At 73.0% G+C, this 22,237-nt stretch carries 23 protein-coding genes, 1 pseudogene and 1 riboswitch; of the genes and pseudogenes, 14 read left to right on the forward strand and 10 right to left on the reverse strand.

Going from position 1 to position 22,237, the window contains the following annotated elements:
• Positions 1-113: 113 nt before the first annotated feature.
• Positions 114-242, reverse strand: a riboswitch (cobalamin riboswitch).
• 59 nt (positions 243-301) lie between these two features.
• Entirely contained in the window at positions 302-976 is a 675-nt protein-coding gene (locus tag K7G59_RS05850) for a phosphotransferase (protein WP_225830781.1), read from the forward strand.
• Here K7G59_RS05850 and K7G59_RS34945 read toward each other — a convergent pair.
• Entirely contained in the window at positions 973-2,016 is a 1,044-nt protein-coding gene (locus K7G59_RS34945) for a hypothetical protein (protein WP_225830782.1), read from the reverse strand. The two genes, K7G59_RS05850 and K7G59_RS34945, sit on opposite strands and share 4 nt — an antisense overlap.
• A 253-nt stretch (positions 2,017-2,269) precedes the next feature.
• On the opposite strand from K7G59_RS34945, the gene K7G59_RS05860 reads away from it, so the two are divergent.
• Together K7G59_RS05860 and K7G59_RS05865 are read left to right on the forward strand one after the other, a co-directional pair.
• Positions 2,270-2,875: a helix-turn-helix transcriptional regulator gene (locus K7G59_RS05860; protein WP_225830783.1), complete on the forward strand. Its 606-nt coding sequence runs from the start codon at positions 2,270-2,272 to the stop codon at positions 2,873-2,875.
• 221 nt (positions 2,876-3,096) lie between these two features.
• Positions 3,097-3,540, forward strand: a complete 444-nt coding sequence (locus tag K7G59_RS05865; protein WP_225830785.1) for a hypothetical protein — start codon at positions 3,097-3,099, stop codon at positions 3,538-3,540.
• A 69-nt stretch (positions 3,541-3,609) separates the two neighbouring features.
• Here the strand turns inward: K7G59_RS05865 and K7G59_RS05870 are convergent, their stop codons facing one another.
• Positions 3,610-4,245 carry a TetR family transcriptional regulator gene (locus tag K7G59_RS05870; RefSeq protein WP_225830787.1) on the reverse strand — a complete coding sequence of 212 codons (636 nt, stop codon included), beginning with the start codon at positions 4,243-4,245 and terminating at the stop codon, positions 3,610-3,612.
• Positions 4,246-4,466: 221 nt separating this feature from the next.
• On the opposite strand from K7G59_RS05870, the gene K7G59_RS05875 reads away from it, so the two are divergent.
• The 4 genes from K7G59_RS05875 (at position 4,467) to K7G59_RS05890 (ending at position 8,442) form a co-directional block, all read left to right on the forward strand.
• Positions 4,467-5,894 (forward strand): glycosyltransferase family 4 protein, encoded by a 1,428-nt coding sequence (locus K7G59_RS05875; RefSeq protein WP_225830789.1) that lies wholly within the window; start codon positions 4,467-4,469, stop codon positions 5,892-5,894.
• Positions 5,888-6,685 carry a class I SAM-dependent methyltransferase gene (locus tag K7G59_RS05880; protein WP_374114192.1) on the forward strand — a complete coding sequence of 266 codons (798 nt, stop codon included), beginning with the start codon at positions 5,888-5,890 and terminating at the stop codon, positions 6,683-6,685. The genes K7G59_RS05875 and K7G59_RS05880 overlap by 7 nt, the downstream gene beginning before the upstream one ends.
• On the forward strand, positions 6,682-7,752 hold the full coding sequence (locus K7G59_RS05885; RefSeq protein ID WP_225830791.1) for a prenyltransferase: 1,071 nt from the start codon (positions 6,682-6,684) through the stop codon (positions 7,750-7,752). Before K7G59_RS05880 ends, K7G59_RS05885 begins: the two co-directional genes overlap by 4 nt.
• 123 nt (positions 7,753-7,875) lie before the next feature.
• The gene (locus K7G59_RS05890; protein WP_225830793.1) at positions 7,876-8,442 is read left to right on the forward strand and encodes a hypothetical protein; all 567 of its coding nucleotides are present in this window, start codon (positions 7,876-7,878) and stop codon (positions 8,440-8,442) included.
• Positions 8,443-8,506: 64 nt separating this feature from the next.
• Here the strand turns inward: K7G59_RS05890 and K7G59_RS05895 are convergent, their stop codons facing one another.
• The 4 genes from K7G59_RS05895 to K7G59_RS05910 form a co-directional block, all read right to left on the reverse strand.
• A complete protein-coding gene (locus K7G59_RS05895) occupies positions 8,507-9,343 on the reverse strand; it encodes a DUF5336 domain-containing protein (protein ID WP_225830795.1) in 837 nt (278 codons plus the stop codon).
• Between the two features lie 446 nt (positions 9,344-9,789).
• On the reverse strand, positions 9,790-10,776 hold the full coding sequence (locus K7G59_RS05900; RefSeq protein ID WP_225830797.1) for an N-acetylmuramoyl-L-alanine amidase: 987 nt from the start codon (positions 10,774-10,776) through the stop codon (positions 9,790-9,792).
• Between the two features lie 22 nt (positions 10,777-10,798).
• Complete coding sequence (locus K7G59_RS05905) at positions 10,799-11,452, reverse strand: class I SAM-dependent methyltransferase (protein WP_225830799.1); 654 nt, start codon at positions 11,450-11,452, stop codon at positions 10,799-10,801.
• A 184-nt stretch (positions 11,453-11,636) separates the two neighbouring features.
• A complete protein-coding gene (locus tag K7G59_RS05910) occupies positions 11,637-12,269 on the reverse strand; it encodes a response regulator transcription factor (RefSeq protein WP_225831501.1) in 633 nt (210 codons plus the stop codon).
• Positions 12,270-12,352: 83 nt separating this feature from the next.
• Between K7G59_RS05910 and K7G59_RS05915 the strand changes: the two genes are divergently transcribed.
• On the forward strand, positions 12,353-12,577 hold the full coding sequence (locus K7G59_RS05915) for an AbfB domain-containing protein (protein WP_225830800.1): 225 nt from the start codon (positions 12,353-12,355) through the stop codon (positions 12,575-12,577).
• On the opposite strand, the gene K7G59_RS05920 is transcribed toward K7G59_RS05915, so the two are convergent.
• Positions 12,555-13,853, reverse strand: a complete 1,299-nt coding sequence (locus K7G59_RS05920) for a sensor histidine kinase (RefSeq protein WP_374114193.1) — start codon at positions 13,851-13,853, stop codon at positions 12,555-12,557. The genes K7G59_RS05915 and K7G59_RS05920 overlap by 23 nt on opposite strands.
• 285 nt (positions 13,854-14,138) lie before the next feature.
• Here K7G59_RS05920 and K7G59_RS05925 point away from each other — a divergent pair, with 285 nt between their 5' ends.
• Complete coding sequence (locus K7G59_RS05925; RefSeq protein ID WP_225830804.1) at positions 14,139-15,014, forward strand: MaoC/PaaZ C-terminal domain-containing protein; 876 nt, start codon at positions 14,139-14,141, stop codon at positions 15,012-15,014.
• 27 nt (positions 15,015-15,041) lie between these two features.
• Positions 15,042-15,211: pseudogene (locus tag K7G59_RS05930) on the forward strand (alcohol dehydrogenase catalytic domain-containing protein); the annotation flags it as partial.
• Positions 15,212-15,485: 274 nt separating this feature from the next.
• On the opposite strand, the gene K7G59_RS05935 reads toward K7G59_RS05930, so the two are convergent.
• Together K7G59_RS05935 and K7G59_RS05940 are read right to left on the reverse strand one after the other, a co-directional pair.
• Positions 15,486-15,644: a hypothetical protein gene (locus K7G59_RS05935; RefSeq protein ID WP_225830806.1), complete on the reverse strand. Its 159-nt coding sequence runs from the start codon at positions 15,642-15,644 to the stop codon at positions 15,486-15,488.
• A gap of 96 nt (positions 15,645-15,740) precedes the next feature.
• Positions 15,741-17,045: a hypothetical protein gene (locus tag K7G59_RS05940; protein ID WP_225830808.1), complete on the reverse strand. Its 1,305-nt coding sequence runs from the start codon at positions 17,043-17,045 to the stop codon at positions 15,741-15,743.
• A 185-nt stretch (positions 17,046-17,230) separates the two neighbouring features.
• Here K7G59_RS05940 and K7G59_RS05945 point away from each other — a divergent pair, with 185 nt between their 5' ends.
• The 3 genes from K7G59_RS05945 to K7G59_RS05955 are packed head-to-tail and all read left to right on the forward strand — an operon-like array spanning position 17,231 to position 20,176.
• Positions 17,231-18,187, forward strand: coding sequence for a Nif3-like dinuclear metal center hexameric protein (locus K7G59_RS05945; protein WP_225830810.1), 957 nt, complete (start codon positions 17,231-17,233; stop codon positions 18,185-18,187).
• On the forward strand, positions 18,184-18,927 hold the full coding sequence (locus K7G59_RS05950) for a zinc ribbon domain-containing protein (RefSeq protein ID WP_225831503.1): 744 nt from the start codon (positions 18,184-18,186) through the stop codon (positions 18,925-18,927). Before K7G59_RS05945 ends, K7G59_RS05950 begins: the two co-directional genes overlap by 4 nt.
• A 22-nt stretch (positions 18,928-18,949) precedes the next feature.
• Positions 18,950-20,176, forward strand: coding sequence for a bifunctional RNase H/acid phosphatase (locus tag K7G59_RS05955; protein ID WP_225830812.1), 1,227 nt, complete (start codon positions 18,950-18,952; stop codon positions 20,174-20,176).
• 269 nt (positions 20,177-20,445) lie between these two features.
• On the opposite strand, the gene yaaA is transcribed toward K7G59_RS05955, so the two are convergent.
• Entirely contained in the window at positions 20,446-21,228 is a 783-nt protein-coding gene (gene yaaA / locus K7G59_RS05960; protein ID WP_225830814.1) for a peroxide stress protein YaaA, read from the reverse strand.
• A 180-nt stretch (positions 21,229-21,408) separates the two neighbouring features.
• Between yaaA and K7G59_RS05965 the strand changes: the two genes are divergently transcribed.
• On the forward strand, positions 21,409-22,233 hold the full coding sequence (locus K7G59_RS05965; RefSeq protein ID WP_225830816.1) for an AraC family transcriptional regulator: 825 nt from the start codon (positions 21,409-21,411) through the stop codon (positions 22,231-22,233).
• The last annotated feature ends 4 nt before the right edge of the window (positions 22,234-22,237 follow it).

Below are 22,237 nucleotides of genomic sequence, written 5' to 3' on the forward strand. Positions count from 1 at the left end.
GGTCGGCGACTGCCTCTCCCTGCGGGGAACCGGCAGCGCACGGGGACCCCCGGGCGGCTCGGCTCCGTAGACCTCGACGGTGCCGTGCGCGGCGGGCCGCCGCGCACGTGAGCCGGTCAACGTCCCGTGCGGGTCAGTCCGGCTCACCACCCAGAGGCGGTTCACGGGTGCGGGGTCAGCGCCGGAATTGCACCGGCTTTGCCCCGTACGGGTGATGACGACCCCGCCACTTTACCGGCACCCCCGAGGACGTCCCGGAGGTGGCTGCGGGCGCACAGGGGCGACGGGTACGGTCGCGGCCATGACAGTGACGGGGAGACTGCTCGGCTCGGGCCGCTCGGCCGACGTGTACGAGATCGACGACGCGTGGGTGCTGCGCCGCGACCGGGACGGCTGGGGGGACGCGTCCGCCGAGGCAGAAGTGATGACGTACGTACGACAGCACGGGTATCCGGTGCCGCGGGTGCGGCCCTCCGGCTCGCGCACCGACCTGGTGCTGGAGCGGCTGTCCGGGCCGACCATGCTGGACGCGCTGACGCAGGGGCACCTCGCCGTGCAGGAGGCGGGCGCACTGCTCGCCCGCCTGCTGCGGCAACTGCACGCCGTACCGGGCCGGAACACCGGTGACCCCGGCGCCCGCGTGCTGCACCTGGACCTCCATCCGGACAACGTGATGATGACCCCGGACGGGCCCCGGGTCATCGACTGGTCCAACGCCGAGGACGGGCATCCGGGCCTGGACTGGGGCATGTCCGCGGTGATCCTCGCCCAGGTGGCCGTCGGCGGCGAGCCGCTCGCCGCCCCGGCCCGCGCGCTGCTCACCGCGTTGCTCGCCGACCCGTCCGATCTCACCGACGCGGGCCTGACCGAGGCCCGCAGGCGCCGGGCCGGCAATCCGACCATGACCCGCCGCGAGGTCGGACTGCTCCCGGCGGCCGAGCAGTTGATCCGCGCGCTGGCCTTCGGGGACGACTAGGCGGCGAACACGTCGGACGCCGGGAGGGTTGCGGCGGTCAGGTGGTCGGCCATCCGGCGCAGGGCCCGTGTGCACTCCTCGGCGTCCTCGCCCGTCACCACCCAGTGGGCGAGCCGGTCGGTGACGTTCCCGTACGGGGCCGCCGTCACCGCCTCGCCGGCCTGCCTGGTGAGCACCATGCGCTCGGCGGACGGCTCGTGCGAGGCGGTGGGGTCCACGTCCAGGCGGGTCAGACGGCCGGTGGCGGCCGGGTAGGCGAACTGGATCGCGGCGGCCCGCTGCCGGGTCGGGGCCAGGTCGGGCAGGGCGCCGGTGGCCAGGGCGGCGGCGGCCCGGGCGAGGTCGACGCCGGTGGCCAACTCGACCAGCAGCGGGACCAGGTCGCCGGGAAGGTGCGGGACGACATCGGTGACGCGGGGGCCGCGGCCGGTGAGCCGCAGGCCGACGCGTACGACGGTGTGGGTGAGGCCGAGCGCGCGTACCGTCCGCTCGACCGCCTGGCGGCAGAACGGGTTGTGCAACAGCCCGTCGTGGGCGTGCACCTGGTGGCGCAGCGGCAGCCGGGCGGGCGGCGGGCCCAGCGTCGTACGCGTCAGCGCGGCGATGCGGACCTCGTCGTCCAGGACCACGGTCTCGGCGAAGACCAGCGGTCCCTCCAGGTCCTCCGCCCCGGCCGGCGGTGCGTTGAGCCGGGCCAGTGACGCGCGCAAGGACGCCCGGTCGGCGCAGGCCGAGGCCGTCTCGTACGACAGCCCGGGCAGCCCCAGCCGTCCGGTGATCCGCGCCGCCGTGAGCAGATGCGCCCTGTCCCAGGTCAGCAGGCCGCGCACGGGATGCCGGGCCGCGTACCGGGTGACCGCGGCGGCCGTCTGGGCCTCCCGGCGCGGGTCGGCCGCAATGTGTCCGGACAGGTAGGGCCGCGTCCAGTCGGGCGGATCCGTGTCGACCAGCACCACCGGGTGCGCCGCCGCGATCCTTGCCAGCGGGAATTCACCGTAGGCGGAGCGGCGTTCAACCCCGAGAAGAAGGACAGGCTGCACCGACGGTGCCTCACCTTCATGGGAGAAGGCGGGCAGAGTGACGCCCCGGATGCCGCTCCCCCATAGGCGGCACCCGAGGCGGGCCAGATCTTGCTCTGTGTGTCGTGATCCTCACCTATCGAGACCTCAACTGTCAACGATTGCTGCATATTTGAGCAGGGGATGCTGCCAGCCTGGTCGATGGACGGGTGACCGGGTAGCCTCGCGTCAGCCCAGCCACTGAACCGACGAGACGCGCCCGGGGGGGACTTCGGTGAGTGACGCCTACGCCCCGCTTGCCGAAGCGCTCGGCCTGCTGGGCGAGTTGACCGGACAGCCGCCCGGCCTGCTGCCGGAGGTGGTCGATGCCGCCGACCTCTCCCACCGCACCGGCATCCCGGTCGGTGTCGTGGTCGAGATGCTCTCCGGCGGCCGGGCGCCCGAGGTCTGCCTGGCCCAACGGGTGCGGCAGCGACTGGACTTCATCCGGGAGACCCGCCGCCGGCCCGACGGCAAGCGGTACTCGCTGGACGAGCTGGCCAGGATCGCCGGCACCAGCCGGCAGTGGCTGAGCGAGTGGCGCAAGAGCGGCATGCCCAGCCTCGAACACACCGACCGGCTGCGCCGGTTCTTCGGTCTGCCGCCGGGATTCTTCACCGCCGATGAGCCGGAGGCACTGTGCGAGGCCCTGCAGCCGGTGCTGCAGAGCCTGGAGGCCGAGGCGGACCCGCTGCTGCGGCTGCGCGAGTGCGGACTGGTCCGGCTCGCCGCACGTGCCCCGCAGATGAACCCCCGCCAGCTGGCCGCGCTCGCCGACCTCGCAGAGATGATCATCTCTGCGGAGCATGCGGGGGACGCGGCGGGTCAGGGCCGTTCCTGAACACCCCGGGGCGGTCCGCCGGCGCTACCGCACCGCCGAGTGCGCCACCGGCCCACTCCCCGCCACGGCCCACTCCCCGCGACGGCCTGCGCCCTCCCCGGCCGCACCAGGCGCCGCAGATGCGCCTCGGCCTCCGAGACCGCGATGCTCCGTGAGGTGGCAGATCATGTCTGTCGTACAGACAGGTCTGGGCATGCCGAGCTGACTCGGAGGGGTACAGGATGGGTGCTTCGCAGTGGGACTACTACGTGCCGTACCAGGAGGATCTCGGCGCCGCGCTGGAGGAGTTGCGGCACCGGGTGTTCCTCACCGGTGACTACTACTGGGCGCGCGGCGGCGACTGGCTTGCTGAGGAGGAGCGTCGCCCGCGGCCTTCGACCCAGGACGAACTGTGGGCCGACGAGTGGACGCAGCACTCCGGAACCCATTCGATCCTCGATGTCTTCCACGTTCAACGGGAGGACGAGGTGCCCGAGATATGTGCGGTACAACCGGTGACCGCCGAAGAGGCCCGGAGGGTCACCGGCACCGAACGGCTGACCCGCGACCACGTCCCAGCGATCGAAGACCTCGCTCGCGAACGCGGGTACGGCCGTTGCGCCGTACTGCACGACGACCACGGAACGCCACGGGAGATCTACTTCTGGGGTTGGTCCGGAGACTGACCCTTTCAGGAGACGCGGAGCCGGCTTGCCGGGCGTCCCGGCCGGGTGCCGGTTCCGCCCGGCCCGGGCTCACGAAGTCCGGGAGTGCGAGCCCTCCGTCAGGTCGATCAGCCGGCACACCGTCTCGATGTCGACCTTCACCTGGGCGATCGAGGCGCGGCCCGACAGCCAGGTGATCAGGGCCGAGTGCCACGTGTGCTCGATGACCCGGACAGCTGACAGCTGTTCGGGGGTGGGGTGCTCCAGGCCCATCGCGTCCAGGATGATCGCCGTGGTCTGCCGGGAGACCTGGTCGACCTCGGGGGAGACGCTGCGGTCGGCGAAGGTGAGGGCGCGGACCATGGCGTCGGCTAGGTGCGGTTCGCGCTGCAGGGCACGGAAGGCGCGCATCAGGGTCTCGGCGACCCGCTCGGCGGCCGTGTCGCCCGCAGGAGGCTTCTTCCGCAGGGTGCGGTGCATGTGCTCCAACTGGTCCTGCATGGTGGCGACCAGCAGGTGCACCTTGGACGGGAAGTAGCGGTAGAGGGTGCCCAGGGCCACGTGGGAGGACTCGGCGACCTCCCGCATCTGCACCGCGTCGAATCCGCCCCGGCCGGCCAGTTGCGCGCTGGCGTGCAGGATCCGGCGGCGGCGGGCCTGCTGCCGCTCGGTGAGCGGCGGGGCGGGCCGGACCGCACTGGCTTCCAGCTTGGATTCCGCAGGCATGGGTCCCGTTCCGTGACAGTCGGTGAGGGCGTCTGTGGGGGCAGGTGATCAGTCAGCATGGCAGGCCTCCGCGCCGTGGCGCGAATCACCTGATCCACTGGTCACACCGCCCTTACCTGCCGGTAGATTCAGAGCCTCTTGAACGATCAAGTCTGAAACTTGTTCTAGATTAGCGTCCCGTCATAGTCTCGCGGGACAGTGCAGGCAGAAGGGGGCACAGAGTGACCGCTGAGGCCCGGACGGCGGGCGCCCATCGGGAACCCGCGGCCGGTGGGGGTCCCTCCCGCTCGCGCGCTGCCGGGAGTGGGGGAGAGCGACCTCTCGACATCGCGCTCCTCACCTACAAAGGGAACCCGTTCTGCGGCGGCCAGGGCGTCTACGTACGGCACCTGTCGCGCGAGCTGGCCCGCCTCGGGCACCGGGTCGAGGTCATCGGATCGCAGCCCTACCCCGTCCTGGACGAACTCGAGGACCACGCCGGCCGGCTCACCCTGACCGAGCTGCCCAGCCTCGACCTGTACCGGCAGCCCGACCCCTTCCGCACTCCCAAGCGGGACGAGTACCGCGACTGGATCGACGCCCTCGAGGTCGCCACCATGTGGACCGGCGGCTTCCCCGAGCCGCTGACCTTCTCACTGCGCGCCCGCCGTCATCTGCGCGCCCGGCGCGGCGAGTTCGACGTCGTGCACGACAACCAGACCCTCGGCTACGGGTTGTTGGGGGACATCGGTGCGCCTTTGGTGACCACCATCCACCACCCCATCACCGTCGACCGGCAGTTGGAGCTGGACGCGGCCGACAGCCGCAAGCGCCGCCTGTCCGTGCGCCGCTGGTACGCCTTCACCCGGATGCAGAAGCGCGTCGCCCGCCGCCTGCCCTCCGTGCTCACCGTCTCCGGCACCTCCCGCCAGGAGATCGCCGACCACCTCGGCGTCCGCGACGACCGCATCCACGTCGTCCACATCGGCGCCGACACAGACCTGTTCGCGCCGGATCCGGCCGTCGCCGAGGTACCCGGCCGGATCGTCACCACCTCCAGCGCCGACGTCCCCCTCAAGGGTCTCGTCTTCCTCGTGGAGGCGCTCGCCAAGGTGCGCACCGAGCACCCGGCCGCCCACCTCGTCGTCGTCGGCAAGCGCCCCGAGGAGGGGCCGGTCTCGGCGGCGATCGAACGGTACGGCCTCGAAGGCGCCGTCGAGTTCGTCAAGGGCATCTCCGACGCCGAGCTGGTCGACCTGATCCGCTCGGCCGAGGTCGCCTGCGTGCCCTCCCTGTACGAGGGCTTCTCGCTGCCCGCCGCCGAGGCCATGGCCACCGGCACCCCACTGGTCGCCACGACGGGTGGTGCGATCCCCGAGGTCGCGGGCCGCGACGGCGAGACCTGCCTGGCCGTGCCGCCCGGCGACGCGGGCGCGCTGGCCGCCGCGCTCGGGAGGATGCTCGCCGACCCTGAGCTGCGCGCGCGGCTCGGCACCGCCGGACGCGAGCGGGTGCTCGCCCGCTTCACCTGGGCACGGGCCGCCGAGGGCACCGTCGCCCGCTACCGCGAGGCCATCGCCCGCTCCGGCGGCCTGCGCCCCGAGCCGCACCGACCCGGCCGCCCCGCGGCCACCACCGGCGTCTACACCGAAAGCAGGGCCACGTGCTGACCGTCGACTTCTCCCGGTTCCCGCTCGCCCCCGGCGATCGTGTCCTGGACCTCGGCTGCGGGGCCGGCCGGCACGCCTTCGAGTGTTACCGGCGGGGCGCGCGAGTCGTGGCCCTCGACCAGAACGCCGAGGAGATCCGCGAGGTCGCCAAGTGGTTCGCGGCGATGGAGGAGGCCGGGGAGGCGCCGGAGGGCGCCACCGCCACCGCCATGGAGGGCGACGCGCTGGCGCTGCCCTTCCCGGACGAGTCCTTCGACGTCGTCATCATCTCCGAGGTGATGGAGCACATCCCCGACGACAAGGGCGTGCTCGCCGAGATGGTGCGCGTGCTCAAGCCCGGCGGCCGCATCGCCGTCACCGTGCCCCGCTACGGCCCCGAGAAGGTCTGCTGGGCGCTGTCCGACGCCTACCACGAGGTCGAGGGCGGCCACATCCGCATCTACAAGGCCGACGAACTGCTCGCCAAGATCCGCGGGGCCGGCCTGAAGCCGTACGGCACCCACCACGCCCACGCCCTGCACGCGCCGTACTGGTGGCTGAAGTGCGCCTTCGGCGTCGACAACGACAAGGCGCTGCCGGTGCGCGCGTACCACAAGCTGCTGGTCTGGGACATCATGAAGAAGCCGCTGGCCACCCGGCTCGCCGAGCAGGCGCTGAACCCGGTCATGGGCAAGAGCTTCGTCGTCTACGCGACCAAGCCGCACCTGCCCCGGCTCGACGAGACCGACGGGGCCGCACACATGTCCGGGACCTCAGGGACGTCCGAGACCTCCGAGGCGGTCGCCCCGTGACCACCCCCCGGACAGAACACCTCGTCCTGCCCGGGGTCCTCACCGCCGAGCAGGCCGCCGCGACCGTCCGCGGCATCCTCGCCGTACAGCGGGAGGACGGCGCGATCCCGTGGTTCCGCGGCCACCACCTCGACCCGTGGGACCACACCGAGGCCGCCATGGCCCTGGACGCGGCCGGCGAGCACGAGGCGGCCGAGCGGGCCTACACCTGGCTGGCGCGCCACCAGACCGGGGACGGCTCCTGGTACGCGGCCTATGCGGACGGCGCCCACGACGACGTCACCGACCGCGCCCGCGAGTCGAACTTCGTCGCCTACATAGCCGTCGGCGTCTGGCACCACTACCTGTCCACCGGCGACGACACGTTCCTGGACCGCATGTGGCCCACTGTCTACGCGGCCGTCGAATGGGTGCTCCGGCTCCAGCAGCCCGGCGGCCAGATCGGCTGGCGGCGCGAGGACGACGGCACGCCCACCGCGGACGCCCTGCTCACCGGCAGCTCCTCCGTCCACCACGCCCTGCGCTGCGCCCTCGCCATCGCCGAACAGCGGGAAGAACCGCAGCCCGACTGGGAGCTGGCCGTCGGGGCACTGCGACACGCCATCCGGCGGCACCCGGAGCGGTTCCTCGACAAGAACCGCTACTCCATGGACTGGTACTACCCCGTCCTCGGCGGTGTGCTGACCGGAGCGGAGGCCAAGTCCCGCATCGAGGCGGACTGGGACCGTTTTGTCGTCCCCGGCCTCGGCGTGCGCTGCGTGGTGCCCAACCCGTGGGTGACCGGCGGTGAGTCCAGCGAACTCGCCCTGGCGCTGTGGGCGATGGGCGAGTCCGACCGGGCGCTGGAGATCCTCCAGTCCATCCAGCACCTGCGCGATCCGGACACCGGCCTGTACTGGACGGGGTACGTCTTCGACGACGACACGATCTGGCCCCGGGAACTCACCACCTGGACGGCCGGCTCCCTCCTGCTGGCCGTCGCCGCCCTCGGCGGCCATGACGCCACGTGCGCGGTGTTCGGCGGGGACCGTCTGCCGACGGGCCTGGACCCCGACTGCTGCGGTTAGCGGGTCTGCCGAGGGACCCTGGGCGGGCACCCGGACGGCGTTCCCCAGGTGGCGCGGGCCGGGCCGCCGGGTGAGGCTGCCGGAGGAAGCAACGGCTCGGGGAGGACACGTCGGGAGGACCCTGTGCCCGTACCGATGCGACGCCTCTTCGTGGCGCTCACCCTCTGCTGCGCCCTGGCGGCCGGTGCCACCGCCTGCGGGAACGACGAGAAGAGCAGGGCGCGGGACACGGCGTCGGCGTCCGCCGTGCCCGCCGGAACGCCCAGCCCGACGACCTCCGCCGAGCGCCAGAAGTTCGCCAAGGCCCGGTTCGTGGCGAACGCGGGCCTCGCGGCCGGTGCCACCTACCAGTGGATCGTGAAGCCCTGGAAAGCCGGGAAGTTCAAGAAGGGTGCCAAGGGCCGCAGGACGGCCCTGGTCAAGGCCGCTCTCGCCGGCGCCTTCACCTACAACCGGCTCAAGGCGGCCAAGAAGAACGCCCAGGGCGATCCGGCGCTTTCGAAGGCCCTCGCGCCGCTCGCCGCGGGCATCGAATCCCTGAAGAGCCTGCCGTCCAAGCTGCGCAACGGTGACGGGAACGCGGCCGACGCCTTCGACGACGTCATCAACAAGGTCAAGGAGGCGGGCGCGAGCACCGGTGCCCGGGTCGACGACAAGGTGCCGTCGGCTGCCCAGCTGCGCGCCGGTTAGGAGCCGTACGACAACGACCCCCCGCCCGGAAGGGCGAGGGGCCGTACGTCACGGCGTGCGGCGCTCAGCCGCGCTGGATGCCGGTGGTGTCCTGGAGCACGCCACGGCGGCCGTCCTGGGTCTGCGCGACCAGCGCGGAACCGCGCTGCTCGACCGCCAAGTACCAGGTCCCGGGCGCCAGTTCGGCGATCGGGTTGGGCGAGCCGTCCTCCGCGAACAGCGGGCGGGTGGCCGGGACGGCGAACCAGAACGGCGAGAAGTCCGTGGGGCCCGGCTGCGACTGCGGCTGCGGCTGCGGCTGCGCCGTCGGGGCGGCGGACTGCGCATCGGCCTGCCCGAACGGCTGGCCCGGCTGCGGCTGGGTGCCGTACGGCTGCTGCGGGGCGGCCGGAGCACCGGGGTAGCCGTAACCGCCGGCCGGCTGGGCGCCGTACGGCTGCGGGGCCTGCGGCTTCGTGGCCGGCACCAGCGCGGCCTGGAGGGCCGGCACGAGGGGGGTGGCGACGGCGGCGGCGGCCAGCAGGAGGGCTGCGATGAGACCGAGGATCAGGCCGGAACCGGAGTCGATGTTCGCGCCGTCCAACTGGTCGCTGAACGCGCCCAGCGGGTCGACGATCGTCCAGAACGAGGTCCACGCGGCGAAGACCGTGAAGGCGACACCGACCTGACCGAGGTCCAGGCCGGCGATCTTGCGGGGCTGCGGGAGGGCTCGGGCGACGACGACAAGGACCGCGCCGAGGATGCCGCCGACGTACACGCTCATCACGAGGCCGAGGTTGTCCCAGGCGTTGGGGATGTCGCTGCCGGAGCTGTCGAACGTGTCGAGGAACGACGCGATGAACAGCAACACCGCTGCTCCGATCACCACGCCGTCGCCTCTAGTGAGGGAGCGGATATTCACTTCAAAGGGTCCTTCGGTTCAGTCGTCTCGTCATCGGTGGAGGCGTCGCTGTCACCGTGTCGCCATCAGGCCGCGGTGTGAAGCGCGGGGGTGGCCCCTCATCCTAGGGACGACACTATCGTCCGTTCGAGCAGTGTGTCCGTCGGGTTCAGCCCGGCGGTCAGCACCACCGCAGAAAACCCACGGTTCCTCCAGGGGTTGCCGCCCTGCGACGCCATGCGTCGCTGGTCAGCGGCGCCATGCTCTTCCTACCGCGCATGCCGCCGCGCCGATGAACACTTCGGGAACCGTTGGCAGATCGAGACCCGGCGAGACATCGCTGACCGACGGACCCTTCAGGTCAGGCCTGTTGGCTTCAGTGCCGGTGATCCAGGCGTGGCCGTCGGCGCGTTGGAGGAGACGGATGCGCCGATGGTGCCGTACGGCTGCCGCGGGGCGGCCCGCCGTCATGCGCGCAAGAAGTCCGCGATTCCGTCAGCGATCCCTTGCGCCGCCTTCTGACGCCAGGCGCCGCTGGTCAGCAGTGCCGCGTCCGTGCTGTCCCGCATGTTGCCGCACTCGATGAACACCTTCGGAACCGTTGACAGATTGAGACCGCCCAGGTCGGTACGCGTGACGAGACCGGTTCCGCCGCCGAGGTAGTTGGAGGGCGGCTCGCCCGTGACGCGGAGGAAGTTGCCTGCCACGCGCTCACCGAGATCGCGCGAAGGGCCCACGATCGGGCGGGTGTCGGCGGCGCCCGCGTGCACGGAGCCCGGCAGGATCACGTGGAAGCCGCGGTTGCCCTGGGCCGAGCCGTCGGCGTGCAGGGAGATGGCCGCGTCCGCGCGCGCGGTGTTCCCGATCCGCGCCCGCTCGTCGACACACGGCCCCCAGGCGGGACTCGTGCCGTCATGGGTCAGCCTCACCGTGGCCCCCTGCTCCTCCAGGAGTGCGCGCAGGCGGTGCGCGACGTCCAGGCTGAACCGGGCCTCGGTGTAACCGGAGTTGGTGGACGCCCCGGTCGTGTCGCATTCCTTCCAGTTCGTCCCGATGTTCACCTTGCGGTTGATGTCATTCGCATACCGGAAGTTGCCCGGATTGTGACCGGGGTCGATGACGACGACCTTGCCCTTGAGCGGCTTGGACCCGGCGGGCGCGGAGGCGGCGGGGGAGGGGGTGGGCAGGCCCGGCCGCTTGGCGTCGTCGGCCGGGGCACCCGCCGACGGCGAGGACGGCCGGGGCGGCGAGGACGGGGTGGGTGACACCGGGGACATGCCGGACGCGGCGGCGGCCGTACGGTCCGAGTGCCCCGAACCACCGCCGCCCACCTGCCCGTACACCAGCCACCCGAGCAGCGCGCCCGGCGCCAGCACGGCGAGCGCCACGGTCAGCGGGCCGCGCCGGGGCCGCCGCGGCTGCGGGGTTTCGAACTCGGGGCCTGTGTACGACACGTCAGCGACTCTAACCGGGGCCTCAGATCCCCGCTCCGGTTCGCCGCAGGACGCGCAGCGACCCGGCCGCCGAGACCTCCGAGAACGCCCCGGACCCCAGGGCCCGCAGATAGATCCGGTACGGCGCCTGACCGGTGAACTCGTCCTCCGGCTCCGGGAAGACGTCGTGGATGACGAGCAGGCCGCCCTCGGCGACGTGCGGGGCCCAGCCCTCGTAGTCGGCGCTCGCGTGCTCGTCGGTGTGGCCGCCGTCCACGAAGACCAGGCCGAGAGGCGTGTTCCACAGCGCGGCGATCTGCGGGGAGCGGCCGACGAGGGCCACCACGTGCTCCTCCAGGCCCGCCCGGTGCAGCGTGCGGCGGAACGTCGGCAGCGTGTCCATCAGCCCGATCTCGGGGTCGACCGTCTGCGGGTCGTGGTAGTCCCAGCCGGGCTGCTGCTCCTCGCTGCCCCGGTGGTGGTCGACGGTGAGCGCGACGAGCCCGGCCTCACGGGCCGCGTCGGCGAGCAGCACGGTCGACCGCCCGCAGTACGTGCCCACCTCCAGCAGCGGCAGCCCGAGCCGCCCGGCCTCCGCCGCCGCCGCGTACAGTGCCAGCCCCTCGTCGACGGGCATGAACCCCTTCGCGGCCTCGAACGCGGCCAGGATCTCGGGCTTGGGTGCGGCGGGCGGCATGGGGGGCCTTTCGGTCGTACGGCTCCGGTTGTACGGCTCTTCCGGGGCCCATGCTGCCGCACCCCCTGCCGGCCGGCTGACAGGGGGTGCGGATGGGGCCTCCCGCATCCCGGCCCGCCGGCGGAGCGCTACGCGGTCACGGACTGCGCGGGCAAGGCGACGCCGGCCTGATCCGGGCCGCGGTTCACAGCCACCCCTGCTGCCGGGCCTCCCGCACCGCCTCCGCGCGGTTGCGCGTCCCGGTCTTGCCGATCGCGGAGGAGAGGTGGTTCCGGACGGTGGACTCGGGCAGACGCAGCCGGACGGCGATGTCGGCAACCGTCGCCCCGTCCACCGACGCCTTCAGTACGTCGCACTCCCGGGCCGTCAGCGGATTGGGCCCTGCGCCGAGCGCTGCGGCGGCCAGCGCCGGATCGACCACGGTCTCCCCGGTGAGCGCGCGCCGGATCGCGGCGGCCAGTTCCTTCACAGGACCGTCCTTGACGAGGAACCCGGCCGCCCCGGCCTCCATCGCCCGGCGCAGATAGCCGGGCCGGCCGAAGGTGGTGAGGATCAGCACCCGGCAATCGGGTGCCTCCTCGCGCAGCTCGGCCGCCGCGTCCAGGCCGCTCATGCCCGGCAGTTCGATGTCGAGCAGGGCCACGTCCGGCCGGTGGGTGAGCACGGAGTCCACGATGGCGTCCCCCGACGACACCTGGGCGACGACCTCGATGTCCTCCTCCATGCCGAGCAGCAGGGCGAGGGCGCCGCGCAGCATTCCCTGGTCCTCGGCGAGCAGAACCCGGATGGACTTGGCGGTCCGGTGGCCCTGGGGCATCTCGTTCACGGGCAACAGGCTAGGGCTCGAGGCCCGTCGGGCGCGTCCGCATCCGGGGCGTCTACCCGCTCTGCCGGCAGCACATGGACGACACCGCCCTGTTCCGGCCCGACGCCACCTGCTGCCCGCAGGCCGGGAAGAGCGGCACGCGCATCTCGTTCGCGTCGTACAGCCACCCGACCAGGTATCTGCGTCACTGCAACGACCACGTCTGCCTGGCGAGCGACGGCGGCTCCGACGCCTTCGACAGCGGCGCATCGTGGGCCGCCGACGTCAGCTGGGCGGTCAGCGCACCCTGGACGCCGTAGCCGTAGCCGACGTGACCCCGGCAGCACCCGTCACCGCGAACTGCGGTTCCTGCACCGGCAGTCGCGCGGTGACCGTGAAGCCGCCGCGCGGCGACGGGCCGGCCGTGAGGGAGCCGCCCGCCGCCGCGAGGCGCTCGGTCAGGCCGGTCAGGCCGGTGCCGCCGATGCCCTCCCCGGGCCGGGTCACGGCCCTGCCGGTGCCGTTGTCGCACACGGTGAGCCGTACCCGCTCGGCGGCGCCCTCGATGGTGATCTCGCAGCAAGTGGCGTCGCTGTGCCGGACCACGTTGGTGACGGCCTCGCGCACCACCCACCCCAGAAGCGCCTCCGTCTGCGGTTCCAGCGGTGTCCCCGACTGGCGGACCACCGGCCGTACGCTCGCCGCGGACAGCGCCGAGCGGGCCCGGACCAGCTCGGTGGCCAGGCTGCCCTCGCGGTAGCCGGTCACCGCCTCGCGGATCTCGGTCAGCGCCTGCCGGCCCACGGACTCGATGTCGGTGATCTGCACGAGTGCCGCGTCCATGTCGCGCGGCGCCAGCCGCCGGGCCGCCTCGGACTTCACCACGATCACCGACAGCGTGTGGCCGAGCAGGTCGTGCAGATCGCGGGAGAAGCGCAGCCGCTCCTTCTGCACCGCCCGCCGGGCCAGCTCCTCCCGCGCGGCGCGCAGTTCCCGCACCGCCTCCGACAGGCCGAGGATCGCGGCGGTCACCATGCTGGACAGGAAGGTGTCGTAGGCGATGTCCGTCGCGTCGACCCAGCGCTCGCGCACGGCGCACACACCGCCCGCGTACAGCGTCAGCAGCAGGGCGGTGCGGCCCAGCCACGGCCCGCGCAGGGCGGCGCCCACGGCGAGGCCCAGCAGCGGGAAGAACATCAGCCAGTCCCCGCCGTAGCCGAGAGCCAGGGCGGTGGTCACCAGGGCCATGAGCAGCAGTGCCACCCGGGTCGGGGCCGCCTCGCGCTTCTCGCGGTCGAAGGAGCGGAAGGTGACGTAGACGTACAGGGAGTCGAAGGCCAGCAGGCCCAGGGCACCGGCCCACGGGTCCGGGGACGTGCCCTGGAGCAGGTTCGAGAGGGAGCCGAGGCCCATCAGCAGCCAGGGCAGCAGGGAGAAGCCGGTGGGGGCCGGGCCCGGACGGTCGACGGCCGGGGGCGTTCCTGTTCCGCGGGCCGCACTCACCGCCGCCCGGCAGCGGGCTGTGTCCGCCCGCCACCGCGCCCGCGCCCGCTGGACGGCCCGCATGCGGCGTCTGGTTCTCCGCAACCACGTCATGTCTGTGTTTCCCCCGGTCAGATGGTCTCCGCCGTGCGGCGGTCCGACAGCACAGCGTACGAACCGGGCGCGGTCCCCGGCAGATGCGGATGTCCGGGCCCGGGCAGTACACATGTCACCGCCCTGCTGGCTGACAGGCTGTCAGGAGCCTTCACAAGTGAGGAGTGCTCGGTTATACAGAGGGCGCCGGACCGGAACGCGTTCTCGATCCGCCCCGTGGACGACCTCGGTGCGGCCGACGGTGCGGACGTCCGCACCGAGGTCTTGAGATCCGTCAGGAGCCCCATGCCCATCGACGCAGCCAAGGCCGTCGCCGCCGAGCCCCGGACCGGCCGGATCAGCTGGACCGTGAAGGACGTCCAGCTCTACCACCTCGGCGTCGGCGCCGGCGCGAACCCGGACAAGGACAGCCCCGCCACCGACCCCGACGAACTGCGCTACACCCTTGAGTCCCGGCTGCACGTCCTGCCGAGTTTCGCCACCGTCGCGGGCGCCGGCTCGCCCGGAGTGATCAGCAGCCTGTCCATGCCCGGCGTCGACGTCGACCTGGCCGGGGTCCTGCACGGCGGCCAGACCCTGGAGATCCACCGGCCCCTCCCGGCCGAGGGCACCGCCACCGTCACCGACCGCATCACCGCCGTGTACGACAAGGGCAACGCGGCCGTCCTCGTCATGCGCACCGAAGTCACCGACGCGGCCGGCCCGTTGTGGACCAGCGACGCCCACATCTTCGTGCGCGGCGAGGGCGGCTGGGGCGGCGACCGAGGCCCGAGCACCCGCCCGGAACCCCCCATCGGCGAACCCGACCGGATCGCCGAGCGCCCGGTCCGCCCCGACCAGGCCCTGCTCTACCGCCTCTGCGGCGACCACAACCCGTTGCACGCCGACCCTGAGTTCGCCGAGCGTGCCGGGTTCGAGCGACCCATCCTGCACGGGCTGTGCACCTACGGCATCACGCTCAAGGCGGTCGTGGACACGCTGCTCGGCGGTGACGTCACCCGGATCCGCTCCTACCGCACCCGCTTCGCCGCAGTGGTGTACCCGGGGGAGACCCTGCGTGTCCGGATGTGGCGGCAGGAGGGCGCCGTGCGGGTCGCCGTGAGCGCGGTCGAGCGCGGTGACATGCCCGTCCTCGCCGGCACCGTCGTCCGGCACACCTGAGCCGGCCGGCAGGCGAGGGGAGAGCGGGAGGCCCTCGACGACGTCGAGGCGACGGGCTCAGGGCCCGGCAAGGTGCGGGTCCGGGTGCGGGCGGCCGGGCCGTGCCACTCGGACCTGTCCGCGATGATCGGTGCACTGCCGCAGCCGCGCCGTTCCTGGCCGGCCACGAGGGCGCGGGCGAGATCCGGGAGGCAGGAGCCGCGTCCGTCTCAAGGGGCACTTCAACCGTCCACGCGCCGCCCCGGATGGCGGAGGACGTCCTCGCGGGCCCTGCCAGGCCCGAGGAGGGCGTGCCAGGCCCGAGGAGTGCGGCCCCGATCCGCTCGCCCCCGAACATGTCGCCCCGGCCGCCGGGGGAGACGTTCGCGGCGGCGCAGACGCCGGGACTCGGACGCGGGTGAACCGGCCGAACGCGAGAGGGGCCTCCCGTCCGGTGACGGAAAGCCCCTCTTCCCCGTAACGCCTGAAGCGTCAGGCAGCCGCCTCGACCTTCTCCGTGGACGGCTTGCGGTGCCGACCGCGCGGAGCCGTCTCGGTGTCGTGGGCCGCGACCGGACCCCGGTGCCGACCGTGGCCGACCGTCTCCTGCGAGTCGGCAGACAGCTGCTTCGTGGTGCTGATGTCGCTCATCGGAAGAATTCACCCCGTCAACATGATCTTTCGTACAGCCGGGCGAGTCTAACCGGCACACCACGGGCCGAATCCAGGCGCACACGCCAACCGGCACTACTTCGTTACAAGACGCCCCAGGGGTGCCTCGGCGAGCGGCATCGGACGTGCCGCACAAGGTTGCGGAGGCTCCGCTTCCGACGCCTTCCGTTGCTCCGTCCTTCCCGGTCCCTCCGTCTCCCCGGTGGCCATCTCCCCCCTGGGCGCCGTCAGTTCTGCCACGCCGCACGGAACCTCGTATGTGGCGTACGGCAGCCGCAGCACCCCCTCGTGCGTCCACAGGCCGGCACCCGTCAACCAGCCCGCCGGTGCGCGAAGATGACGTACCTGCCGCTCGGCCGGCCGCCAGGTGGCCACCCAGCTGCCGAACGGCCCGTCGACGCGCAGCGCGACCGCACAGTTCTCCGGCATCAGCGCCTGACCCGGCTGGATCGCGAACGGTGTCACCGAGCAGTCCGTCACCCGCAGGCACTCCGGGAAGCGCACCGGCAGCGTGCTGCCCAGAACCCCCCAGCCCAGCCGTTCCTGCCCGGGGGAGGGCGCGTCGGAGGAGATCAGCAGCAGCCCGCTCTCGGGGTCGGCCAGCAGCAGCCGGTCGTCGCTGTCGTCCGCGATCTGCAACAGGGGCGAGATCTCGCCGCCGCGCTCCAGGTCCACCACGACCGTCTTGGTGCGCCCGCCCAGTTCCCGGTCCAGCGCGAGCATGCGCCCGGCGTGGTCCAGCCACGCCCCGCCCGAGCAGCGCCCCGGGATCTCCGCGAGCGGCTCCGGCCCGACGGCGCCGCCCGCCACCAGCCACACCGTGGTCGTGTGCGGGCCGACGGCGAGGGCGTACGCCCGCGCGCCCCCCGGCGCCGGCGGCAGCAGCGTGAGCCGGGTGCCGGGCTCGGGGCTCTCGACCGCGCCCAGCGGCAGCTCGCCGGTGCCGGGTCCGGTCGGGTACAGCAGCGAGAAGGCGTGCCGCCGCTCCACCAGCCGGTGGATCAGCACCCGCCCGTCCGCCATGGGCTGCACCTCGGTGCCGGGCTCCTCCGGCTGGTTGCCGGGCAGCGGCACCGCGTAGGGCTCGGGGCCGTCCAGTGTCCAGCGCTCAGGGAACAGGGAGTCACCGTCGAGCGCGAGCCGGGCCGCGTACGCGCCGTCCGCCGTGAGGGCGCACCCCGCTCCCCGCACACCGCCGTCCTCGCCGGCTCCCTCGCAGGATCCCTCGGTCGCAGGAGATCCGGTCGCAGGAGATCCGGTCGCAGGGAATGCGGGCGCGGAGAACCCGGTCGCAGGGAATCCGGTCGCAGGGAATCCGGGGGCAGGGAATTCGGTCGTGGGGAATTCGGCCGAAGGGGGTTCGATCGCACAGACCGTCATCGTTCGGTCACCTCCGGCGACGAAGCTAGTTTTCGCACGCACGGCCGTGGGACGGGCCGATGTCGCTTCACACATACGGGTGGCGCAGAAGCGATTCAGCTGAGGAAGCGAGGCATGTGTGCTGAACGGGATCCGGGGGAGCGGACGCGGTACAGCCCGCCAGATCATCCAGGTAGCCTTTTACCGTGCCCCGTCTGTCTGAAGTCATTGCCGCGCTGGAGAACCTGTGGCCCGCAGAGCGGGCCGAGTCCTGGGACGCGGTCGGCACGGTCGTGGGCGACCCCGACCAGGCGGTCACCCGGATCCTGGTCGCCGTCGACCCCGTGCAGGAGATCGTCGACGAGGCGGTGGAACTCGGCGCCGACCTGCTGATCACCCACCACCCGCTCTACCTGCGCGGTACGACCACGGTCGCGGCCACGCACTTCAAGGGCCGGGTGGTGCACACCCTGATCAAGAACGACATCGCCCTGCACGTCGCCCACACCAACGCCGACACGGCCGACCCGGGCGTCTCCGACGCGCTGGCCGGAGCCCTGGATCTGCGGGTCGTACGGCCTCTCGTGCCCGACCCGACCGACCCCGCGGGCCGCCGGGGCCTCGGCCGGGTCTGCGAACTCGACCACCCGCTCACCGTCCGCGAGCTGGCCGCGCGAGCCGCCGAGCGGCTGCCCGCCACTGCGCAGGGCATTCGGGTGGCCGGCGACCCCGAGGCCATGGTCCGCACGATCGCCGTCAGCGGCGGCTCCGGCGACAGCCTCTTCGACCAGGTCCGCGCGGCGGGCGTCGACGCCTTCCTCACCGCCGACCTGCGCCACCACCCCGCCTCGGAGGCGGTCGCCCGGAGCCCGCTCGCGCTGCTCGACGCGGCGCACTGGGCCACCGAGTGGCCCTGGTGCGAGCTGGCCGCGACCCAGCTCGACGAGATCTCCGACCGCCACGGCTGGGACCTGCGCGTCCACGTGTCGAAGACCGTCACCGACCCCTGGACCGCCCACGCGCCGTCCTCCCACCCGTCTCCCGCCACCGCCCCTCCAAGGAGCGCTTCGCGCGCCGCCTCCGATTCGTCTCCCGCCACCACCCCTCCCTCGAGCGCTTCGCGCGCCCCTTCCACTTCCGATACACCTGGAGCCCCCAACTGAACGCCGCGCCCGCCGACCAGATCCGACTCCTCGACGTCCAGGCCCTGGACGTGCGCCTGCAGCAGCTCGCGCACAAGCGGAAGTCGCTGCCCGAGCACGCCGAGATCGAGTCGCTGACCAAGGACCTCACGCAGCTGCGCGACCTGCTGGTGGCCGCGCAGACCGAGGAGAGCGACTGCGCCCGCGAGCAGACCAAGGCCGAGCAGGACGTGGACCAGGTGCGCCAGCGCGCCGCCCGCGACCAGCAGCGACTGGACTCCGGTGCCGTCTCGTCCCCCAAGGACCTGTCCAACCTCCAGCACGAGATCGCCTCCCTCGCCAAGCGGCAGGGCGACCTGGAGGACGTCGTCCTGGAGGTCATGGAGCGCCGTGAGGCCGCCCAGGAGCGGGTGACCGAGCTGACCGGGCGGGTCGCGTCGGTGCAGTCCAAGATCGACGACGCCACCGCGCGCCGGGACGCGGCCTTCGGACAGATCGACACCGAGGCCGCCGCCGTGACCAAGGAACGCCAGGTCGTCGCCGCGTCCGTCCCCGCGGACCTGCTCAAGCTGTACGACAGGCTGCGCGGGCAGCAGGGCGGCATCGGCGCGGCCAAGCTGTACGCCCGCACCTGCCAGGGCTGCCGCCAGGAACTGGCCATCACCGAGCTGAACGAGGTCCGCACGGCGGCGCCGGACGCGGTGGTCCGCTGCGTGAACTGCAGCCGCATTCTGGTGCGTACCGCCGAGTCGGGTCTCTGAGAGACCGGTAAGGAGCTCTGGCGTGGGGGAGTTCATCGTCGAGGCCGACGGCGGGTCGCGGGGCAACCCGGGGCCCGCCGGCTACGGAGCCGTGGTCAGCGACGCGGCGACCGGGGAGACCCTGGCCGAGGCCGCGGAGTACATCGGCGTCGCCACGAACAACGTGGCCGAGTACCGGGGACTGCTGGCCGGCCTGCGCACCGCGCACGCTCTGGACCCCGGCGCCACGGTCCACGTACGGATGGACTCCAAGCTCGTCATCGAGCAGATGTCGGGCCGCTGGAAGATCAAACACCCCGGCATGAAGCCCCTTGCCGCCGAGGCCGGCCGTGTCTTCCCGCCCGGCCGGGTCACCTACGAGTGGATCCCCCGCGAACAGAACAAACACGCCGACCGCCTGGCCAACGAGGCGATGGACGCGGGCACGAAGGGCGAGCAGTGGTCTGCTTCGGTACCCGCGGCCGACGTGACCGCACGCGCGGCCGAGACCGGCGGCACCGGTGTGGCGGCACCTCCCGGCGAGCAGCCCCCCGCCACCCCCACCGAGCCGCGCCCGGCCACCACGGCCGCTACCGCGCCCGCGGCCACCACCACCCCCGGCTGGAGCGCTGCCCCTGACCTCGGCGCCCCCGCCACCCTCGTCCTGCTCCGCCACGGCGAAACCCCGCTCACCCCCCAGAAACGCTTCTCCGGCAGCGGCGGTACCAACCCCTCCCTCTCGGACGCGGGCCGCGAACAGGCCCACCGAGTCGCCGAGACCCTCGCCCGGCGCGGCACGATCCAGGCCGTCCTCGCCTCTCCGCTCGCCCGCACCCGCGAAACCGCCGCCATCGTCGCCGCCCGCCTCGGCCTGGACGTGGCGATCGAGGAAGGCCTGCGCGAAACGGACTTCGGCGCCTGGGAGGGCCTCACCTTCGGTGAGGTGCGCGAGCGCTACCCGGACGACCTGAACGCCTGGCTGGCCGACCCGCAGGCCCACCCCACCGGCGGCGGCGAGAGCTTCGCGGAGACCGCCACCAGGATGGCCGCCACCCGTGACAAGCTGGTCGCCTCCCACGGGGGCCGTACGGTGCTGCTGGTCACGCACGTCACCCCGATCAAGACCCTCGTCCGCCTGGCCCTCGGCGCCCCGCCGGAGTCCCTGTTCCGCATGGAGCTGTCGGCGGCCTCCCTGTCGGCGGTGGCCTACTACGCCGACGGCAACGCGAGCGTACGGCTCTTCAACGACACGTCCCACCTGCGCCCCTGATCCCACCGGCCTCCCCTGAGAGGCCCCCGGGCCAGGTGGTGCCCCTGATGTCCCCGGGGCAGGCGGCACTCGGGCGCGGTCTGCGGCCCGACCCACCGGTCGCGCAGAAGCGGGCCTGCGGCAGCGGACCGGCCGGCGACCTCAGACACCCGGCGCCGCCCGCAGCCTGCGCTGGGAAGAACCCCCCAGCCACACCCTGTGCAAAGGACGTTGCGCAGGGTGCAAACGGCCCACGAGGGCCCGGCCACGAACGCAGTCACGACCCGGGCTCAGTGGACCTGCTCCACCAGCACGTCCAGCGACCACGCCTTCCCGGCGCCGCCAGGCGCCTGCGCCTCCACCGCGTACCCCAGCTCCCGCAGCACGCCGACCAGTGCGGCAGGGTCCCGCGGCGCGGCACCGGCCGTCAGCAGGCTCCGTACGATGCGGCCCTTGGTCGCCTTGTTGAAGTGGCTGACGACCTTCCGGGTCGGCGCGTGCAGCACCCGTACCGTCGCGGTCCGCGCGGCGATCTCGCCCTTCGGCTTCCAGGCCGCCGCATAGGCGGAGGACCGCAGGTCCAGCACGAGCCCGTCACCGGCCGCCGCCGGCAGCACCTCGGCCATCGGCGCACGCCAGTGCCCGGCCAGCGCGCCGAGCCCCGGCAGCTTCACGCCCATCGAGCAGCGGTAGGAGGGGATGCGGTCCGTCACCCGGACGGCACCCCACAGCCCGGAGAAGACCAGCAGCGAGCGCGCCGCGCGCTTCTTCGCCGCCGCGTCCAGCGAGGCCAGGTCCAGGGCGTCGTAGAGCACACCGGTGTAGATCTCCCCGGCCGGGCGGGCCCCGGCCGTCCGCAGGCCCGCGTTCTTCACGACCTCACCGCGCAGCCCCTCGCTCAGCCCGAGCACCTCGCGCGCCTTCTCCTCGTCCCCGGCGCACAGCTCGACCAGCTCGCCGAGCACGGCCTCGCGCGCACCGCTCAGCCCGGGCAGGGACAACGACTCCAGCTTCACCGGGGCACCCTTGCCCGGATTCGCCTTGCCTTCGGAGGGCGGCAGCAGGACCAGCAACACGTACTCCTTACGTAGACCTCCGCGCCAGCGTACGGCGTGCCGCCCCGCCTCCTCGGCCTGCGCTCGCTCCCCGTGAGGGCCCCGGCCCGCGCGGACCCGCCCCGGCATGGAACCGGAGCGGTACGGCGTTGCACCCGCAGGAAGCGGTCGGACGGGTACGGCAAAGGGGGGTGCGCCATGGCGGAACGGGCGCTGTGGACACGGGCACGACTGGGCCGCTGCGGCCCCCCGCTCGACCTGCTGACCGCCTCCTTCGACAAGCACGTCTACGCCCCGCACGCCCACGAGGAGTACACCATCGGCGTCTGCGTGGGCGGCTCCGAGGTGATCGACTACCGGGGCGGCCACATCCGCACCGGACCCGGCACGATCGTCGTCCTCGACCCCGGCGAGATACACACCGGCGGTCCCGGCGACACCGGCGACGGCTACGCCTACCGCGCCCTGTACGCCGACCCGGCCCTGCTGACCGAGGGCACCCTCGGCGGCCTGCCGTACTTCCGTGAACCGCTCCTCGACGACCCCGAGCTGACCACCGCGCTGCGCACCGCGCACACCGAACTCAGCGTCTGCCCCGACCCCCTGGAGGCCGAGTCCCGCCTGCCCTGGCTGCTGACGGCGCTGGCCCGCCGCCACTCCACGGCCCGGCCGGTCGCCGACCGGATCCCCGGCGCCCATGCCATCGCCCTGACCGTCCGCGACCGCCTGGCCGACGAACTCACCACCCCGCCCTCCCTCGCCCTGCTCGCCGCCGACCTCGGCCTGTCCCGCTACCAGCTCCTGCGGGCCTTCCGTACGACGCTGGGCGTACCGCCGTACGCCTGGCTCGCCCAGCACCGCGTCGCCCGCGCCCGCGGGCTGCTGGAGAGCGGGCTGCGCCCCGCCGAGGTGGCCGCCCTCGTCGGCTTCGCGGACCAGGCCCACCTGACCCGCTGGTTCCGCCGGGTGCTCGGGGTGACCCCGGCGGCCTACCGCAACAGCGTTCAAGACGCCCGCGGCTGAGGTG

The sequence above is a fragment of the Streptomyces sp. NK08204 genome (assembly GCF_020400585.1).
Taxonomy (GTDB): domain Bacteria; phylum Actinomycetota; class Actinomycetes; order Streptomycetales; family Streptomycetaceae; genus Streptomyces.

Bases quoted from the DNA above. Each gene is read 5' to 3' on its own strand.
- K7G59_RS05850 (WP_225830781.1), top strand. From the start codon at position 302: ATGACAGTGACGGGGAGACTGCTCGGCTCGGGCCGCTCGGCCGACGTG.
- K7G59_RS05865 (WP_225830785.1), top strand. From the start codon at position 3,097: ATGGGTGCTTCGCAGTGGGACTACTACGTGCCGTACCAGGAGGATCTC.
- K7G59_RS05870 (WP_225830787.1), bottom strand. From the start codon at position 4,245: ATGCCTGCGGAATCCAAGCTGGAAGCCAGTGCGGTCCGGCCCGCCCCG.
- K7G59_RS05905 (WP_225830799.1), bottom strand. From the start codon at position 11,452: ATGCCGCCCGCCGCACCCAAGCCCGAGATCCTGGCCGCGTTCGAGGCC.
- K7G59_RS05910 (WP_225831501.1), bottom strand. From the start codon at position 12,269: ATGCCCCAGGGCCACCGGACCGCCAAGTCCATCCGGGTTCTGCTCGCC.
- K7G59_RS05915 (WP_225830800.1), top strand. From the start codon at position 12,353: ATGGACGACACCGCCCTGTTCCGGCCCGACGCCACCTGCTGCCCGCAG.
- K7G59_RS05920 (WP_374114193.1), bottom strand. From the start codon at position 13,853: ATGACGTGGTTGCGGAGAACCAGACGCCGCATGCGGGCCGTCCAGCGG.
- K7G59_RS05925 (WP_225830804.1), top strand. From the start codon at position 14,139: ATGCCCATCGACGCAGCCAAGGCCGTCGCCGCCGAGCCCCGGACCGGC.
- K7G59_RS05935 (WP_225830806.1), bottom strand. From the start codon at position 15,644: ATGAGCGACATCAGCACCACGAAGCAGCTGTCTGCCGACTCGCAGGAG.
- K7G59_RS05940 (WP_225830808.1), bottom strand. From the start codon at position 17,045: ATGACGGTCTGTGCGATCGAACCCCCTTCGGCCGAATTCCCCACGACC.
- K7G59_RS05965 (WP_225830816.1), top strand. From the start codon at position 21,409: ATGGCGGAACGGGCGCTGTGGACACGGGCACGACTGGGCCGCTGCGGC.